This is a genomic window from Vitiosangium sp. GDMCC 1.1324, from assembly GCF_003044305.1.
Classification (GTDB): Bacteria; Myxococcota; Myxococcia; order Myxococcales; family Myxococcaceae; genus Archangium.
In genome coordinates, this window is record NZ_PZOX01000012.1 from 60,743 (window position 1) to 78,049 (window position 17,307).

Genomic DNA, 17,307 nt, shown 5'->3' on the forward strand with positions numbered 1-17,307 from the left:
TCAGGGGAAGGGCAGGCGGAGCTCGAGTTGGTGCTTGTTGCGGAGCACGGCGGGGATGAAATGGTCGAGCGCGTCGTGCGAGAGCCCGACATATTCCTGGCGAGGGTTGAGCAGGGACAGCAGAGCGCGTGACCATTCGTGTCGCGCTTCGACGATGTGGCCCTTTTGGATGGCTGCGCGGATGTCGTCAGTTCTCGGCTTCACGTTGAGCTCGACGTGAGCGCCGTACAGATCGAGGAGATCGGGCCGATCCAGCATGCAGACCTTGATGGTCATTGCTCCCCGGCGGCTTCCATTGCGAGGTCTGGGGTACCACTTGCCCGTCGCTGTAGTGCCGTGGGGCATCCTGACGAACTGGATGTGCTCGATGCCTGACTCTATTGCCGGGTCGATGAGAAACAGCCGCTCCTTGCCAGGAGGAGGCTGACCCTCCAAAAGGGCCTCGCTGCCTTCAGCGAGCGGGAACTTGTCAGACTTGGCGGGCGGCTGATTGCAGTTGCGACAGGAGAAGAGGAGGTTCTCCCAGGTCCAGGCGAGCCACCAATAACCGTGGTCCTCGTGGGCGCCGGGCTTCCGGTCCGCTCGTGCCTTGGGCCGGAAGTGCTCGACATCGTTGCGCTTTGACTGCTCGCGATGTTCGCAATAGCAGCACTTGTAGTGCTGAGCACGCCAGAGTGTGTCGTGGGCAACCTTGTAGTGACTACCGATATCGTCCTGGGTTGGCCGGCGCGTGGCGGCGATGGTCTGGACTCTGGGTAGCTCGGTGGCCCTGGCGGATGTGAGTTCCGCGGGTTCCGCACCCCGATGGATACGGATCATGACGGCTCTTTATCCCCAGTGGTCTGCTCCGGTGGCTCCTGGATACGCTCGACGGGCTCCCATCCGGGGTCGACGCCAGCTGCGGCGAGGCGCTTCTGGATATCGTGCATCTCCTTGTCTTCCGCATCGCTCCGGAGTGGGTCGGCGATGAGGAAGCTGTAGCGCTGGAGGTCCTTGCCGAGGTCGGATGGGTGGAGCCGGTCGATGCCGAAGAAGGTGCGGTAGATCTCGCTGCCCGTGAGCAGTGCCGGGGATTCCGGGCTCTCCTGGGCGACGACGTTGCCGTCCTTGTCGGTGCCCAGGATGACGACCTCCTCACGCGACAGTCCGGGCAGCACCATGGGTGAGTGCGTCGTCACGATGAACTGGAGCCTCGGAAAGATGCGCTTGAGGGTGGGGATGAGGCCGAGCTGCCACTTGGGGTGGAGGTGCAGGTCGATCTCGTCGATGAGCGCCAGCCCTTCCATCTCAGAGAGCGGGATGGGTCCACCGTTCTCCCAGAACATCTGGCCAATGATATCGGCCACCCAGGCGATGGTGCTTTGGTATCCTTGCGAGAGCCAGGTGGCCGGTAGTTTCAACGTCTCCGGGCCGATCTTGAGACCAAAGCTGTGCTTCTCGACGAGCTCACTCGGGGACTTCGTCCCGCCACGCCCCTTCAATTCGACGTCCGTGGCTCGTGGGAGCAACTGGCTTTCAATGAGTGCCGCACGCAGGACCTTCGTGAACTCATTGGGTTCTTCAAAAAGATCCGCGAACCCTGTTCCGATGATACGCCCACGCTCAAATAGCGAATTGAGCCTGCTCAGAATCGGATCTTCTGCCTTATCGCTTGCAAATGGACGAGGCAGCAAACGGGAGGTGCCATACCCTGCAACGAACCAACCCTTGAGGTTTTGCGCTTGCGCGTCCTCGATGGGATCGATTGCGCGATTGACGTCGTGCTCCTCGGGGTTGGTCCAGTAAGTGGAGCGTCCCCTGAGGATGCTGTGCCCGGGATGGATTGAGAGGTTCGATATGATGGCCGGTGGGGACAGAGGCCTCCTGACAAGCCCGGGGTACACTCGGCTTGCATGTTGACATTCGCCGAATGTGAACGTGCCATCGATGTTCGTGGGTTCGCCTGGGCGTCTTCGGTCAGGCAATGCAGGCACGTCCGCGAGTTGATTGGCTCGCACGTAGCCGCTCGCGGCCATCGCGATGGCCTGCAGGATGCTCGTCTTGCAGAGCCCGTTCTCGCCGGTGAGAACCGTCCACATCCTTGGCCGTCCCTGAGCGTCCCGCAGCGAAAGGCGGAAGTCGCGCAGCAGCTTGAGGCCGGAGATGTTGATGTCGAGGAGGTACATGATGTCCCGAGTCGGGCCGGAAGGGCCGTACTCTCTAGGGGCATCATAGTCACGGCATGCTCACAGAGCGCCGATAACCGACATGGGAGTAAAGCGGGGACGCTCGGATGATGCTGGGACGAGCCTCATCCTGACCCCTTTCCAGAGGGAGAGGGGACGTCTGCTTCTCCGCTGTGCTCGTTCGTGCGCCGTGCCCGCTCAGCGGGTGACGACGCCCACCTGATCGCCCTCGAGCACCAGGCGCACCGTGGACACCTCCGGCTCGCCGAAGTGGTCGTAGGCCGCGCGCTCCAACTGGGGCACCAGCGCCGCGCGCAGGCCGCGCGCTCCTGTCTCGCGCTTGAGCGCTCGCTCCACCACCCACGCGCGTACCGCCGGCTCCACTTCCAGCGTCAGCCCCTCGTGGGCGAACTCGCGCTCGTAGCCGCGCAGCACGTTGTCCTCGAGGATGCTCCCCAGTGTCGCCGCGTCCAGCGGAGAGAAGGAGACGATGCGGTTGAACCGTCCGATGAGCTCCGGGATGAAGCCGTAGCGCGCGAAGGCCGCCGTCTGCTCGACTTGGTCCTCCGTCACCTTCTCCGCGATGGCCGCCTCGCGCTTGCGCACCTCGCGCCCAAATCCCATCCGCTCCTTGTGCCCTCCCAGCTCCTCCGCTGTGCCCTTCAGTCCGCTGAAGGCCCCACAGGCGATGAAGGTGAGCGCCGACAGCTCCATGGGCATCGGCGGCGTGCGGCTGGTGAAGCCGAAGTCCGGTGGGAAGTCCGCCTTCGGCGCGCTCAGCAGGTTGAGCAGGCCCCGCTGCACGCCGAAGCCACTCACGTCCTTGGTGGTCTGCTGTCCGGAGAAGCGGGCATCGGAGCGGCTGGTGGCGAGCTTGTCGAACTCGTCCATGCAGATGGCCCCGCACGCCGCCCATGCCACGTCCCCTCCCGCCGCCTCGTACAGCCGCGAGAGCATGGTGGACACGTCGTCGCCCACGTAACCCGTCTCGGAGAACTGGGTGGCGTCCACGATGAGCGTGGGTACGCCCAGAATCTCCCGGAACAGCAGCTCCACCAGGAACGTCTTCCCGCTGCCGGTGGGGCCCAGGAAGAGACAGTTCTCGCGCGTTCCCGGCTCGGGGGCGATGCCCTCCAGGTGGATGCGCCGCAGCCTCTGCACATGACGGTAGGCGAGCACCGAGGCAGCCCTCCGCGCCTCCTGCTGGCCCCGATAGCCGAGCTCGGAGAGGCGGAGATCGATCTCACGGGGAGAGAGCTCCTCCAACGCGGCGACGCGCTCGCGAACGGAGGCGCTGCGCTGGATGGGAAGGGCCTGCAGGTTGTCGGGACGTGAGCTCATGAAGTGGTTGGCATCTTTCCGTCGGGCCATGGCACTGGACAAGCGTTGCCTGCCGACACCGCCAGTGCCCGCCCGCTCTCGGAGGGGGCGTACACCGTACGCGTGGGGGGTTACCAGTGAACATCTCTTTGCCTCGTAAACCACGAAGAGGCCTGCGCGAAACGTGGGGGTGGATAAGTAGGTGCATATGGAACGAGCAGCGGACACGCGAAGTCGGGTGCCTCGCCTGGGCGCCTGGGTGGAGCCGGGGCAGGGCGTGCGGTGGCGCGTTTGGGCTCCGGGGCACCAGAAGGTAGAGGTGGTGTTGCAGGGGAGGGACGGGCGGCCTGGCGCCTCGCTGCCCCTGACGGACGAGGGCGGAGGCTTCTTCTCCGCGGCCCTCGCCGGAGAGGGCCCGGGAGTGCGCTACATGCTGCGGGTGGATGGGAAGGGGCCCTTCCCGGACCCGTGGAGCCGTTCACAACCGGACGGCGTGCACGGCCCCTCCGAGGTGGTGGTGCCGGACTTCACCTGGACGGACGCCGGGTGGACGGGGCCGGACCCGGAGGCCCAGGTCCTCTATGAGGTGCACGTGGGCACGGCCACGCCCGAGGGCACCTTCGAGGCCCTCATCCCCCGTCTGCGCTCGCTCCAGGAGCTGGGTGTCACCACGCTGGAGCTGATGCCGCTGGCCAGCTTCCCGGGCGCGCGCAACTGGGGCTACGACGGGGTGGACCTCTTCGCCCCGCTGGCGGCCTATGGCGGCCCCGAGGGCCTGCGGCGCCTCGTCGACGCGGCCCACGCCCAGGGGCTCGCGGTGCTCATCGACGCCGTCTACAACCACTTCGGGCCGGACGGGAACTACCTGCGCTGCTACTCGCCCTTCTACTTCACTGGCCGCCACCACACGCCCTGGGGCGAGGCCGTCAACTACGACGGCGAGGGCTCCGAGGTGGTACGCGAGCTGGTGCTCTCCAACGTGGAGATGTGGATCCGCGACTACCACGCGGACGGGCTGCGTCTGGATGCGGCCCACGCCATCCTGGACGACGGCTCGTCCCACCTGCTCGGGGAACTCGCCGAGCGCGCCCGGGCCTCGGCTCCCGGCCGGCGGGTACTCCTCATCGCGGAGGATGAGCGCAACGACACGCGCCTGGTGCGCCCGCGCGCCCGGGGCGGCCATGGATTGGACGGCGTCTGGGCGGACGACTTCCACCACCAGATGCGCCGCGCCTTCGCCGGGGACAACGAGGGCTACTACCGCGACTACACCGGCAGCACGGAGGACCTCGCGCGCACGCTGCGTCAGGGTTGGTTCTACGAGGGGCAGGTGTCCCAGGTGTTCGGACGTGCGAGGGGTACGCCCGCGGGGGACGTGGAGCCGTGGCGGCTCGTGCACTGCATCCAGAACCATGACCAGGTGGGCAACCGGGCGCACGGCGAGCGGCTGGGGGCGGACGTGTCTCCGGCGGCCTTCCGTGCCATGAGCACGCTGCTGCTGCTGTCGCCCTACACGCCGCTGCTCTTCATGGGACAGGAGTGGAACGCGAGCACGCCCTTCCTCTACTTCACGGACCACCACGCCGAGCTGGGCAGGCTGGTGACGGAAGGGCGGCGCAAGGAGTTCGCCGGCTTCAAGCGCTTCGCTGGGGACACGGTGCCGGATCCGCAGGCCGTGGAGACCTTCACCCGCTCGAAGCTCGACTGGAACGAAGCTGGACGCCCGGAACACGCCGGGGTGCTCGCGCTCTACCGCGAGCTCCTGCATCTGCGCGCCACGGAGCCGAGTCTGAGGGAGCGCCGCCGGGGAACCCATGACGCGCGGCCCTCGGGCCCGAACGGCTTGATACTGGAGCGCCGCGGCCCCGGAGGCTCGCTCCTCGTCCTCGTCAACGTCCGGGGGACGCTGGAGCACCGCCTGCCCTCTCACGCCGGGTTGGTGCTGTGGACCGAAGCGCCCCGCTTCGGCGGCACCTCGGTGGAGGCACCGTTGCGAAGCGGGGTCGTTCGACTCGAGGGGCCCTCGGCGGTGGTGATCCGCCTCACGGACTGAGCCCCTTCAGGAGCGCTGGGCGGTGATTAGAACGCGCCGCCCAGGTTGAGGCCGAAGTTGACGTTGTTGCCGCTCTGGCCCGCTCCCAGGTTCTCGCCGCCGAGGATGCTGTAGGTGGCGCGCGCGCCGGCCCTGACCCTGCCGATCTTGTAGTCGACGCCCGCGGCCAACGGCACCTCGGTGACGAAGTCGTTGCTGTAGCGGAACTCCGCGGCATTACCCGGGTTGAGGACGCTCACGCCGAAGCCCGCGCCGACGAAGGGCTGCAGGCTGCCGTTGTAGCCGAGCTCCGGCCCCACCTTGGCGAGTGCGCCAACGTTGTGCCGCCACAGCCCGTCACCCACGTTCACGAACGGGGCGCGCGAGCCCTGGTAGCCGAGCTCCACTCCCAGCAGTGGCAACGGCCTCGAGTCGGCCTGGATGCCCAGGGACGTGCCCAGGCCCGTGTCCCTGCCGATGTCGCCCGTGTAGTAGTTCAGGCCGCCCGTCAAGGAGACACCGAGGTCGCGGGTGATGCCCATCTTCTCCTTGTGCTCGTTGTAGATGTGCTCCTGCTGTGCGGCGAACGCAGGCATGGCCAGCAGCGTGGCGGCGGCGACCGCGCCGAGCCCCCAGCTCTTCTTGCCTCTCATGGTGTTGCCTCCCTGTAACCCCCCCGTTCGTTCGGAGGGTCCGTCAAAAACTGGGCGCGGGCGCGGGTGACTGGAAGCGCCCCCTCCCCACCCTCTTTCCGTCACACCCCCTCCAGGCAGCCGGTGCTCCGCTCCTGGGGCCGCCCGGAGCTAGGCACCCTGGAACCGACTTGCTATGCAACGTGCGCCCTGCTGACCTCCAAGGTCTCCAGGCGAGCGACCGGCGCCAGGCCCACCCGGGCCGGACGCCACGGCACCTGATGCCTGGGGTCCATCGGCCCGATGGAACCTCACAGGGAGGGCTGCATCTTCAAGTCCTTGAAATTACTGGGGAAATCCCCAGGAATTGATTCTGGCATCGAGTGTTTCGTCGCCAACACGAGGGATGGGCGCGCCGGGAATTTCCGCGGGTGTGCTGGTCCCCCCAACACGAGGAAGCGACACAGTGAATCGAACCAACTCCCGCCGTGGGCGGCTGTCCGCCTTCGCGCTTGCCTCTGCTGTCACTCTCACCGCCACGCATGCGTTGGCGGCCGGCGGCTTCGTCTCCGCCAAGGCGAGTGGTGATGACGGCAACAAGCCGGCCAACGCCATCGACGGAAGTCTGTCCACCCGCTGGTCTTCCGAGGGCAGCGGTCAGTGGCTCCAGGGCGACCTGGGTGCCGAGAAGTCCGTGAGCGCGTTGGACATTGCCTGGTACCGGGGCAATGAGCGCGCCAGCTCCTTCACCATCTCCACGTCGACGGACGGCAACACCTTCACGCAGGCGTTCTCGGGCACCTCGTCCGGAAAGACGGCCTCCGCCGAGCACTTCACCTTCCCGGCGAAGAACGCCCGCTATGTGCGCGTGACGTTCACCGGCAGCCCGCAGACCACCTGGGCGAGCATCTCCGAGCTGGCCGCCACGACTGGCACGACCCCGACGCCGACCCCCACGCCGACGCCGACTCCCACGCCGACGCCGACGCCGACGCCGACGCCGACTCCCACGCCGACGCCGACTCCCACGCCGACGCCCACGCCCGAGTCGGGCAAGGACGTCTTCGGCGTCTCGATGATCTACCCGACGAAGGCGGGCGGAGAGACGTGGTTCCTCAAGGACGACCCGCTGCATGACGCGCGCTTCGATCCGCAGGACACCATCACCAAGAACGCGGATGGCTCCTGGAAGATGAAGAGCAGCCAGGTGCGCATGGAGGCCTTCACCTCCACGGGCTACGACACGAAGAAGATTCCTACGTATGACCCGGACGTGTTGGCGAGCCGTGGGTACATGCAGGCGCCCAACGACTGGAAGAACATCGAGATGACGGGCTTCGTGAAGGTGAATGTCGCCAGCGACATGACCGACAACTTCGCCTGGTACGCCCGCGGTGGCCGCCACACCGACTCGCTGGCCTGCGAGGGCACCTCGTACAAGGGTAGCCTGCACTACGACGGCCGCGCCCGTTGGCAGAAGGAGTCCTGGCACGTGAGCTACGACCAGACCCCGTACCAGACGGCCACCACGTCGCTGAAGGGCCGCTGGGTGGGCTTCAAGTCCATCATGAAGAACACCACCTACAACGGGAAGCCCGCGGTGAAGCTGGAGCTGTGGCTCAACGACAACGCGGACAAGGTGACCTGGAAGAAGATCTACGACACCACGGACTACGGGCAGATCGGCGGCGACAACAAGCACTGCGGCGCCTCCGTGGACGGCATGCCCATGACCTGGGGCGGCCCCATCGCCACCTTCCGCTGGGACAGCACCTCGGACGTGGACTTCAAGTGGCTGAGCGTGCGTGAGATCGCCGAGTAGCCATCGTCTTTCCCTTCACGGGTGAAGTACCGGGCGCGGGGAGTGTGGCTCCCCGCGCCTTTTTTCATGCTGTAAAGATTGGGTGCGGCCGCGCGGGCGTCTATATGGGCGCGACATGGAAGCACTCGACCGTTTCTTCCACATTCGTGAGCGGGGCTCGTCCATCGGGACGGAGCTGCGCGCGGGCCTGGTGACGTTCCTGACCATGGCCTACATCCTGTTGGTGAACCCGCAGATTCTGTCGGAAGCGGGGATGCCGGTCTGGGATGTGACGGTGGCCACGGCGCTGGGCGCGGCGGTCGGCACGCTGATGATGGGGCTGCACGCGAACTTCCCCTTCGCGGTGGCGCCAGGCATGGGGCTGAACGCCTACTTCACCTATGGCGTGGTGAAGGGGCTGGGGGTGGACTGGCGCTTCGCGCTGACGGCGGTGTTCATCGAGGGCCTGCTGTTCATCGTGTTGTCCTACGGCGGCATCCGCACCCTCATCCTCAAGGCCATTCCGCCTCCCATCAAGCTGGCCACCACCACGGGCATCGGGATGTTCCTGGCGCTCATCGGGTTGAAGAACGCGGGACTGGTGGTGGACAGCCCGGCCACGCTGGTGCAGCTGGGAGTGCTGCACGCGCCCATTCCGCTGCTGGCGCTGGCGGGGCTGGTGATCATCGGAGCCCTGGCGTCGCGCAAGGTGAAGGGCTCGCTGTTGATTGGGATTGTCGTGGTGGCGGTGTCGGCCTGGGTGCTGGGGCTGGCGAAAGCGCCCGAGTCCTTCGTGAGCGTGCCGAAGCTGCCGCGCGAGACGTTCTGGGCGTTCGACTTCTCGCAGGTACTGACGGGGAAGTTCCTGACGGTGATGCTGACGTTCCTGTTCGTGGACGTGTTCGACACGGCGGGCACGTTGCTGGGCGTGGGACGCGTGGGCGGCTTCCTGACGCCGAGCGGCGAGTTGCCGGGAGCGGGCCGGGGTTTCCTGGCGGACGCGGTGGGCACGACGCTGGGGGCGATGTTCGGCACCAGCGCGGTGACGTGCTACATCGAGTCGGCGGCGGGCGTGGAGGAGGGCGGGCGCACGGGGCTGACGGCGGTGGTGGTGGCGGTGCTCCTGCTGCTGTCGCTCTTCTTCGTGCCGACGCTGGCGGCGATTCCGCCGGTGGCGACGGCGCCGGTGCTCGTGGTGGTGGGCGCGTTGATGATGAGCGGGGCGCGCGAGCTGGAGTGGGGCCGGATGGATGAGGCGCTGCCGGGCTTCCTGACGATTGCGCTGATGCCCTTCACGTACTCGATCGCCAATGGCATCAGCGCGGGCATCGTGTCGTACGCGGCGCTGAAGCTGCTGTCGGGGCGCCCGCGCGAGGCGCACCCGGTGGTGTACGTGCTGGCGGGGCTGCTGGTGCTGCACTACGCCACGGGCGGCGCGGCCTGAAGCCTTCCGTCCGCGCCTGGCCGCCTGCCGGGGGGAAGTGCTCGACCACGCAGGGGCTGGGGGCGGACCGTGCTCGTGGTATGGGTGCTAGCGGCCGGGCCAGCCACCCTGGCCGCCCATCCCCCGGGCAGGCTTCCTGACGGGCGAAGCAGAGGCAGCGAGCGTGGAAGGCAAACCGTCGATATTCCGCAAGGAGGCGCTGGAGTACCACCAGCACTACCGCCGGCAGGAAGGGGACGTGCTGCTGCTGGCGCCGGGCTGGACGCGCTGGACGTTTTGGGTGCTCGTCTCCATGCTGGCGGTGGGTGTGCTCATGTGCCTGGTGGGGACGGTGTCCGAGTACGCCGTCGGGCCCGCGCTCGTCCGGGTGGAGCAGCGCCGGGACGTGATGGCGCAGAGCGCGGGAGTGGTGGCCAGCGTGGAGGTCCAGCCGGGCCAGCGCGTGGCCGCCGGACAGCTCCTGGTGACGCTCCAGACCGAGGAGGAGCGCTCCGCCCTCGTGCGCGTCGAGCACGAGATGGAACTGCTCCTCGTGCGCTACATGAGGAACCTGTCGGACCAGACCGCCCGCCAGGCGCTCACCACGCTGCGTGCCGAGCGCGAGCTGGCCCAGGCCCGGCTCGAGGCTCGTTCCCTCCGGGCACCCGTGGCGGGAGTCGTGGGGGACCTGCGCATCCAGCCCGGCCAGTACCTGGCCGTGGGCACGCTCGCGGCGTCGATCGTGGAGGACGATGCGTCCGCGTACCTGCTGGCCCTGCTTCCCGGTTACTACCGCCCCTTCCTGCGCCCCGGGATGCCCCTGCGGGTGGAGCTGGACGGCTTCCGCTACGAGTACCGTGAGCTGACCATCGAGTCCGTGGGCGAGCAGCTCATCGGCCCTGGAGAGCTCAAGCGCTACCTGGGGCCGGACCTGGCGGACACGGTGGAGATCTCCGGCCCCATCGTCCTGGTGCGAGCCCCCATCCCCTCGCGGACCTTTTCCGCCAATGGCCGGGTGCTGGGATACTTCGAGGGCATGCCCGCGCGAGTCCAGGTCGCGGTGCGATCCGAGCCCATCTTCGTGGCCATGATTCCAGGGCTCAAGGTGCTCTTCTCCCATGACGACTGAGCAGGGTCCTGATGGGCACGAGCCTGGGTGGCTGATGCGGAGGTTTCCCGCGCTCGAGCGGCTGCGGCAGCGGCGGAGGGCACTGCCCGAGGTGCGCCAGTTGTCGGCCACGGACTGCGGCGCCGCGTGTCTGGCCATGGTGCTGGGCTACTACGGCCGGGAGCTCAGCCTGGATGCGGTGCGGGAGGTGACGGGCCCGAGCCGTGACGGCATCTCCGCGCGCACGCTGCTGGAAGCGGGCCGCCGGTTGGGGCTTCGCGGGCGCGCGGCCTCCGTGGACATGGATCGACTCCCCCACCTGCCGGCCGCCTCCATCCTCCACTGGGACTTCAACCACTACGTCGTCTTCGAGCGCCTGGTTGGGGGCCAGGTGCAGATCGTCGATCCCGCGCAGGGCCGGCGGCTCGTCTCCATGGAGGGCTTCAGCCGGCACTTCACCGGCGTGGTGCTCCTCTTCGAGCCGGGCGACGACTTCCAGCAACAGACGGCCCCTCGTGCCGGAGCCTTCCGCTACCTGCTGCCGTTGCTGCGCCAGTCGGACACGCTGGGGCGCATCGTCGTGCTGTCGGCGGTGCTGCAGCTCTTCGCGCTCGCCGTGCCCGTCCTCACGGGCATGGTGGTGGACCGGGTGGTGCCTCGCGGCGACTACCAATTGCTGGCGGTGCTGTCGTTGTCGCTGGCCACGCTGGTGATCTTCCACCTGGTGTCCTCGCTGCTGCGCGGCCATCTGCTGTTGGAGCTGCGCACGCGCATCGACACGAGCATGACGCTCGGCTTCCTGGACCACCTGGTGGACCTGACGCTCGCCTTCTTCCAGCTGCGCCCCGCGGGCGACCTGATGATGCGCATGAGCACGCAGGCGCTCGTGCGGGAGCTGCTCTCCTCCACCGCCATCTCCACCCTGCTGGATGGCACCCTGGTGGTGCTCTTCTTCGGCATCCTCTTCATCGCGAGCCCGTGGATGGGGCTGGTGGTGCTGGGGCTGGGGCTCCTGCAACTGCTCATCTTCCAGGCCACGCGCGAGCGCCGCCGGAGCCTGCTGTCGCAGAGCCTCGAGCTGGATGCGAAGAACCAGAGCTACCAGATCGCCATGCTCACGGGCATGCAGACGCTCAAGTCGTTTGGCGCGGAGCAGCGCGCGGTGGAGACCTACTCGCACCTCTTCGTGGACGTGCAGAACGTGGCGCTGCAACGAGGACGGCTTCAGCTCCAGGTCGATTCGTTCTCGAGCGCCCTGCGCCTGGCCTCGCCCCTGGTGCTGCTCAGCCTGGGGGCCTGGCAGGTCCTTCAGGGGAGACTGACGCTGGGGGAGATGTTGAGCCTCAACGCCCTGGCCAGCGCCATGCTGGTGCCGCTGGGCAACCTCATCGGCACGGCGGGCCAGTTCCAGCTGCTGGGCAGCTACCTGGAGCGCATCAACGAAGTGCTGGATGCGCCCCCCGAGCAAGCCAAGGACAAGCCCGGCCTCCCGGCGGAGCTCAAGGGCGCCATCGAGCTGGAGCGGGTCTCGTTCCGCTACAGCATCAACTCGCCGACCGTGGTGCAGGACGTGTCGCTGCGCATCGAGCCCGGACAGATGGTGGCCATCGTGGGCCGCTCGGGCGCGGGGAAGTCGACGTTGGCCAACCTGCTCCTGGGGCTCTACCTGCCCACCTCGGGGCGCGTGCTCTATGACGGGGTGGACCTGGGCCACCTGGACCTGCGCTCCCTGCGCTCGCAGATGGGCATCGTCCTGCAGGATCCGTCCTTCTTCGGCTCTTCGCTGCGGGACAACATCACCCTGGGCAGCCCGGGGCTGCCGCTGGAGCGCGTGGTGGAGGCCGCGAAGCTCGCGCAGGTCCACGACGACATCCTGGCCATGCCCATGCAGTACGACACGCTGCTGGTGGACCGGGGCCTCTCCCTGTCCGGCGGGCAGCGGCAGCGGCTGGCCCTGGCGCGAGCACTCGTGCACCGCCCGGCGGTACTGCTGCTGGATGAAGCGACGAGCGCGCTGGATGCCATCACCGAGACCCTGGTGCAGACCGCGCTGGCGGGCCTGCGGTGCACGCGCATCGTCATCGCCCACCGGCTGAGCACCATCCGCAGCGCGGACCTCATCGTCGTCATGGACGCGGGGCGGGTGGTGGAGATGGGCCGTCACGAGGAGCTGCTCGCGCGGGGCGGCTTCTACTCCCAGCTCGTCCTGGCGCAGGTGGAGCAGAAGGCGCCCGTGTCGCGGGCGGGCTGAGCTTCGCCTCTCACATGCTTGTCACCGCCGCCGCGGGTACCCCACTTGACGCACGGCGGTTTCATCTTTAGGGTCGACAGTCGATGGTCTTCCTCATCGCCAGCCTGATGACCGCCTGCGACTCCTGTTGTCGCGGCATGTGTCGCTAGCTGACGGTTCGTAGGACGCCTCTCTTCCCCTCGGCTTCACCCCTCAACCGTGTGCGCGCGCGAACCTTCGCCGTGCCCGCACGCCCATGCACAAGGCAGCTCCATGTCTCGATTCCTGCTCATTGAAACAAGGGATCCCTTCGAGAGCGCGGACGTGTTCCGCACCTTCGAACTCGCGGCGAGCCTCGTCCGGGAGCGGAACACCGTCACCGTGCTGCTCGTGGAGAACGGAGTCTTCGCGGCCCGCGAGTCGGCTGTCTCCGGCCAGGTCGCGCTCCTGGCGCGAGCCGGTGTCACCGTGCTGGCCGACGACTTCTCCCTCAAGGAGCGAGGCATCGACCCGGGCCGGTTGGTGCCCGTGGTGAGTCCCTCCTCCCTCGATGTCGTCATCGATCACCTCGCCGGCGGCCACAAGGTTCTCTGGCACTGACTCCCCTCTCACCTTCCCGAGCTGTCCATGTCCGATGTTCCGATCATCACCTTCGTGCTGAACGATCCACCCTATGAGTCCGCACGCTCGACGACCGCGCTGCGGCTCATCGAGCTCGCGCTCAAGCGGGGGTTCCACGTCAACGTGTTCGCCTACGAGGGCGCCGTCTCGCTGGGCTTCTCCCGGCAGTCGCCGCACGCCAACGCCGTGCACGGCCGCGACGCCAAAGAGGAGGACCATCCCAATCCCAAGGACTGGATTGGCGCGCTCCTCGACACCGCCGCCCTCCAGGGCACCTTCCTCGACTGGGTGAACTGTGGGCTGTGCGCCGACGAGCGCGGTGTGGGCGAGGCCATCCCCGGTTTGCGGCGAGGCAGCCCCGCCGACCTGCTCAAGTTCGCGGAGGCGAGCATCTCGACGCTCGTCATTCCCACCCGGTAGCGGCGGAGCACTCCATGGCGAAGAAGATCCTCAACGTCGTCGATGTCGCGTACCGGGCCACGCTCGAGGAGCAGGACGACCCGGTCCTCTGGCTCACCCACGCCCTCAAGAGCAGCGGTGCGGACATCGCCGTGCTCCTGCGCGGGGCGGCGGTGAACTACCTCGTCCAGGCGCAGGATGCGGCGGGCCTGTCATTCGGCGGGCGAGCGCAGACGCAACCTCCTCAGCTCTCCAGCGAAGTGTCCCGGCTCATCGAGAAGGGCGTGGCCGTGCACTACCTGGAGGAGGATGTCCGTGAGCGGGGTATCGCTCCTCAGGAGCTCATCGCGGGCGCCCTCCCGCTGCCACGCACCCAGCAGGCCGAGCTCCTGGGCGCGTTCGATCAGGTCTGGAAGTGGTAGGGCGCGTCAGGTGTCGCGGGAGCGCGCGGAGCGGGACGCCGTGCGGTCGAAGCGGGCGGCGAAGCCATCCCCGATGAGCTGGACGAGCTGCACGAGCACCAACAGCACGACCAGACACCCCAGCATGACGTCGGTGCGGAAGCGCATGTAGCCATACTTCACCGCGAGGTCGCCCAGGCCGCCGCCGCCCACCGCACCCGCCATGGCGCTGTAGCCCAGCAGGCTGATGATCACGAGCGCCTGGCCGCGGATGAGCGACGGCAGGGCCTCGGGGATGAGCACGCGGAAGATGATGCGCGAGTGCGTGGAGCCCATGGCGACGGCGGCCTCCACCAGTCCGGACTCGACCTCCCGCAGGCTCTGCTCCACCACGCGTCCCATGAAGGGGATGGCTGCTACCACCAGGGGAACGATGGCGGCGGTGGTGCCGATCGTGGTGCCCACCAGCAGGCGGGTGAGGGGGACGATGGCCACCATGAGGATGATGAACGGGACGGAGCGGCCCACGTTGACGAGCGTTCCCAGCACCCGGTTCAGCACCGGCCGCTCCCAGAGCCCGCCCCGGTCGGTGACCACCAGCAGCACGCCCAGGGGCAACCCGGCCAGCAGGACCAGCACCGCGGCCACCGACGTCATGTAGAGCGTCTCGCCCGTGGCGACCCACAACGAATGCAGCAGCTCGTCAGACATGGGCGCGCTCCTCGGGTGACAGTCCCTGCTCCCGGAGGAAGGCGAGCGCCTGCTCCACCGCGTCTGGTGTGCCGGTGAGCTCGAACAGCAGCCGACCCATCCGGGCTCCGGCCACCCGCTCCAGCGAGCCCTCCAGGAGGTTGGCGTCCACGCCGAAGCGCCGCGCCATGGTGGTGACGACGGGCTGGGTGGCGCGCTCTCCCTGGAAGGTCACTTCCACCAATCGGCCTCCGGGGCTGACCTGCCAGTCCCGCGCGGCGAGCGGCGCGTAGCACAGCTCATGCAGCCGCGTGCCGGGGCGGGCGAGCAGCTCGACGACCTTGCCCTGTTCCACCAACCGGCCCCGCTCCAGCACCGCCGCCGAGTCGCAGATGTCCTTCACGACCTCCATCTGGTGGGTGATGAGCAGGATGGTCAGCCCCAACTGGCGGTTGATGTCCCGCAGCAGTCCGAGCACGGAGCGGGTCGTCTCCGGATCCAACGCGGAGGTGGCCTCGTCGGACAACAGGAGACGTGGCCGGGGTGCCAGGGCCCGGGCGATGCCCACCCGTTGCTTCTGGCCTCCGGAGAGCTGCGCGGGGTAGGCGAGGGCCTTGTCCTCCAGCCCCACCAGTTTCAGCAACTCGCCCACGCGCTCGCGGATGCGCTCGCGCGGCCAGCCGGCCACCTCCAGCGGGTAGGCGATGTTGCCGGCCACCGTCTGCGAGGAGAAGAGGTTGAAGTGCTGGAAGATCATCCCGATGCCCTGCCGGGCCAGGCGCAGCTCCCGAGGACCGAGCGCCATCATGTCGCGGCCGTCGACCCGCACCTCGCCGGAGGTGGGACGCTCGAGGAGGTTGATACAGCGGATGAGGGTGGACTTGCCGGCGCCGCTCTGGCCGAGCACTCCGAACACCTCACCGGGCGCCACGCGCAGCGACACGTTCCTCAGTGCCGCCACCTCCCGCCCGTCCTGCCCATACACCTTGCTCACGTCACGAAGCTCGATCACACACCACGACCACTCCGGCTCCCTCGCGGTCGAGGCCCCTGTTCAACGAGGCCTCCCGTCACCGGCGCGCAGAGGGGTGCCGGATGGGGGCTGCGCGGCCGGAACGAAAAGGGGTTTGGGCACACTTGCCGTCATGCCGCATGATGTCAAGGCAGGTGGGACGAGGCGGTCGTCTGCTCGCGCCCTGTTCTCGAGACTGGCGGGTGGGCATGAGGTGGTGGCCGTCGGGTGGGCTCTGGCGTCATCCGGATTTCCTGCGGCTCTGGGGGGCGCAGATCGCCAGCGCCTTCGGCAGCAGGATCACGCGCACGGCCCTGCCCATCATCGCCATCCTGTCGATTCAAGCGACGCCCACGGAGGTCGCCGTTCTCTCGGCGCTCAGCGTCGCGCCCGGGGTCTTCGTGGGCCTGTTCGCCGGGGGGCACATCGATAGAACCGCGAAGCGGCCTCTCCTGGTGGGCGCCGACCTCGTCCGGGCGCTGCTGATCTTCACCATTCCCTTCGCCGCGTGGCTCGGGGTGCTCTCGATGCCCCAGCTCTACGTGGTGGCGGCCACCGTCGGCGCTGCCACGACCTTGTTTCAAATCGCCGACAACAGCTTCCTGCCCGCGCTCGTTGGCACGGGCCTGCTGGTGGAGGGCAACGCGAAGTTGGAAGCGACGGACTCCATCGCCGAAGCCGCGGGGCCCGGGTTGGCGGGCGTGCTCATCCAGGCCCTGACCGCGCCCGTCGTCGTCATTCTCGACGCGCTCTCCTATCTCTGGTCGGCCTTCATGTTGAGCCGGATCCGGGCCACGGAGCAGCCCGCCACGGTCGCCGAGTCCGGTACGAGCGTCTTCGGTGACATGAAGATCGGCTTCCGAGCGAGCCTCGCGCACCCGCTGGTGGGTCCAACGCTGATCTCCGACGCCATCATGTACTTCTTCGGTGGCTTCTTCCTCGCGCTCTACATGTTCCTCGCCTTGGAGACGCTCGGTCTGTCTCCCGCGACGGTGGGTCTGATCATCAGCGTGGGCGGGGTGGGAGCCTTCGCCGGGGCGTTGATCGCGAACCCCCTGGGACGTCTCGTGGGAATGGGATCCGCGATGGCCATCTCGCTCGGCGTGGGACAAGCGGCGAACCTGTTCATCGCGCTCGCGCTCCACGCCAGAACGCTGGCCATCCCGTTCCTCGTCCTGCAGCAGTTGATCGGCGACGCGTTGCTCGGGGCCTATGTGGTCCACTCCATCAGTTTGCGGCAGCGGGTGTTGCCCCACGCCGTGCTGGGACGCGCCAACGCGACGTTCCACGTGGTCACCGGTCTGATGCTGCCGGCGGGCGCGCTGCTGGCCGGGCCGTTGGCGGGTGCGCTCGGCATTTCTCCGGCCATCTGGATCGGCGCCTGTGGCGGTCTGTTGGCCGTGCCTGTGTTGCTGAGGTCACAGATTCTGCAACTGCGTTGAAACTCGGCACGCCTGGGTGGTCCCTGGCTCG

Annotated in this window: 15 protein-coding genes; 9 read left to right on the top strand and 6 right to left on the bottom strand. The window is 67.9% G+C overall.

Translation table 11 applies throughout. From position 1 onward, the window contains the following. The 3 genes from DAT35_RS30855 to DAT35_RS30865 all read right to left on the bottom strand — a co-directional run bounded on the left by DAT35_RS30855 (position 1) and on the right by DAT35_RS30865 (position 3,506). Positions 1–819: an HNH endonuclease gene (locus DAT35_RS30855; RefSeq protein ID WP_108071688.1), complete on the bottom strand. Its 819-nt coding sequence runs from the start codon at positions 817–819 to the stop codon at positions 1–3. After that, positions 816–2,165: an AAA family ATPase gene (locus tag DAT35_RS30860; RefSeq protein WP_108071690.1), complete on the bottom strand. Its 1,350-nt coding sequence runs from the start codon at positions 2,163–2,165 to the stop codon at positions 816–818. Before DAT35_RS30860 ends, DAT35_RS30855 begins: the two co-directional genes overlap by 4 nt. A gap of 198 nt (positions 2,166–2,363) precedes the next feature. Beyond that, positions 2,364–3,506: an AAA family ATPase gene (locus DAT35_RS30865; protein ID WP_108071692.1), complete on the bottom strand. Its 1,143-nt coding sequence runs from the start codon at positions 3,504–3,506 to the stop codon at positions 2,364–2,366. 187 nt (positions 3,507–3,693) lie between these two features. Here DAT35_RS30865 and treZ point away from each other — a divergent pair, with 187 nt between their 5' ends. Next, a complete protein-coding gene (gene treZ / locus DAT35_RS30870) occupies positions 3,694–5,538 on the top strand; it encodes a malto-oligosyltrehalose trehalohydrolase (RefSeq protein ID WP_108071694.1) in 1,845 nt (614 codons plus the stop codon). A gap of 26 nt (positions 5,539–5,564) precedes the next feature. On the opposite strand, the gene DAT35_RS30875 is transcribed toward treZ, so the two are convergent. Beyond that, the gene (locus DAT35_RS30875) at positions 5,565–6,170 is read right to left on the bottom strand and encodes an outer membrane beta-barrel protein (RefSeq protein WP_108071696.1); all 606 of its coding nucleotides are present in this window, start codon (positions 6,168–6,170) and stop codon (positions 5,565–5,567) included. Positions 6,171–6,615: 445 nt separating this feature from the next. On the opposite strand from DAT35_RS30875, the gene DAT35_RS30880 reads away from it, so the two are divergent. The 7 genes from DAT35_RS30880 (at position 6,616) to DAT35_RS30910 (ending at position 14,153) form a co-directional block, all read left to right on the top strand. After that, positions 6,616–7,971, top strand: coding sequence for a discoidin domain-containing protein (locus DAT35_RS30880; protein WP_233261823.1), 1,356 nt, complete (start codon positions 6,616–6,618; stop codon positions 7,969–7,971). Between the two features lie 115 nt (positions 7,972–8,086). Beyond that, positions 8,087–9,394 carry an NCS2 family permease gene (locus DAT35_RS30885; protein WP_108071700.1) on the top strand — a complete coding sequence of 436 codons (1,308 nt, stop codon included), beginning with the start codon at positions 8,087–8,089 and terminating at the stop codon, positions 9,392–9,394. A gap of 163 nt (positions 9,395–9,557) precedes the next feature. After that, a complete protein-coding gene (locus DAT35_RS30890) occupies positions 9,558–10,502 on the top strand; it encodes an efflux RND transporter periplasmic adaptor subunit (protein WP_108071703.1) in 945 nt (314 codons plus the stop codon). Continuing rightward, on the top strand, positions 10,492–12,732 hold the full coding sequence (locus DAT35_RS30895; RefSeq protein ID WP_108071705.1) for a peptidase domain-containing ABC transporter: 2,241 nt from the start codon (positions 10,492–10,494) through the stop codon (positions 12,730–12,732). Before DAT35_RS30890 ends, DAT35_RS30895 begins: the two co-directional genes overlap by 11 nt. A 252-nt stretch (positions 12,733–12,984) precedes the next feature. Continuing rightward, the gene (locus DAT35_RS30900; RefSeq protein ID WP_108071707.1) at positions 12,985–13,311 is read left to right on the top strand and encodes a DsrE family protein; all 327 of its coding nucleotides are present in this window, start codon (positions 12,985–12,987) and stop codon (positions 13,309–13,311) included. A 27-nt stretch (positions 13,312–13,338) separates the two neighbouring features. Further along, positions 13,339–13,752 (top strand): DsrE/DsrF/TusD sulfur relay family protein, encoded by a 414-nt coding sequence (locus tag DAT35_RS30905; RefSeq protein ID WP_108071709.1) that lies wholly within the window; start codon positions 13,339–13,341, stop codon positions 13,750–13,752. 14 nt (positions 13,753–13,766) lie between these two features. Further along, entirely contained in the window at positions 13,767–14,153 is a 387-nt protein-coding gene (locus tag DAT35_RS30910) for a DsrE family protein (protein WP_108071711.1), read from the top strand. A gap of 6 nt (positions 14,154–14,159) precedes the next feature. Here the strand turns inward: DAT35_RS30910 and DAT35_RS30915 are convergent, their stop codons facing one another. After that, positions 14,160–14,843 (bottom strand): methionine ABC transporter permease, encoded by a 684-nt coding sequence (locus DAT35_RS30915; protein ID WP_108071713.1) that lies wholly within the window; start codon positions 14,841–14,843, stop codon positions 14,160–14,162. After that, positions 14,836–15,834 carry a methionine ABC transporter ATP-binding protein gene (locus DAT35_RS30920; RefSeq protein ID WP_108071714.1) on the bottom strand — a complete coding sequence of 333 codons (999 nt, stop codon included), beginning with the start codon at positions 15,832–15,834 and terminating at the stop codon, positions 14,836–14,838. The genes DAT35_RS30915 and DAT35_RS30920 overlap by 8 nt, the downstream gene beginning before the upstream one ends. Positions 15,835–16,043: 209 nt before the next feature. Between DAT35_RS30920 and DAT35_RS30925 the strand changes: the two genes are divergently transcribed. Beyond that, positions 16,044–17,276 carry an MFS transporter gene (locus DAT35_RS30925; protein ID WP_108072146.1) on the top strand — a complete coding sequence of 411 codons (1,233 nt, stop codon included), beginning with the start codon at positions 16,044–16,046 and terminating at the stop codon, positions 17,274–17,276. Positions 17,277–17,307: the final 31 nt, after the last annotated feature.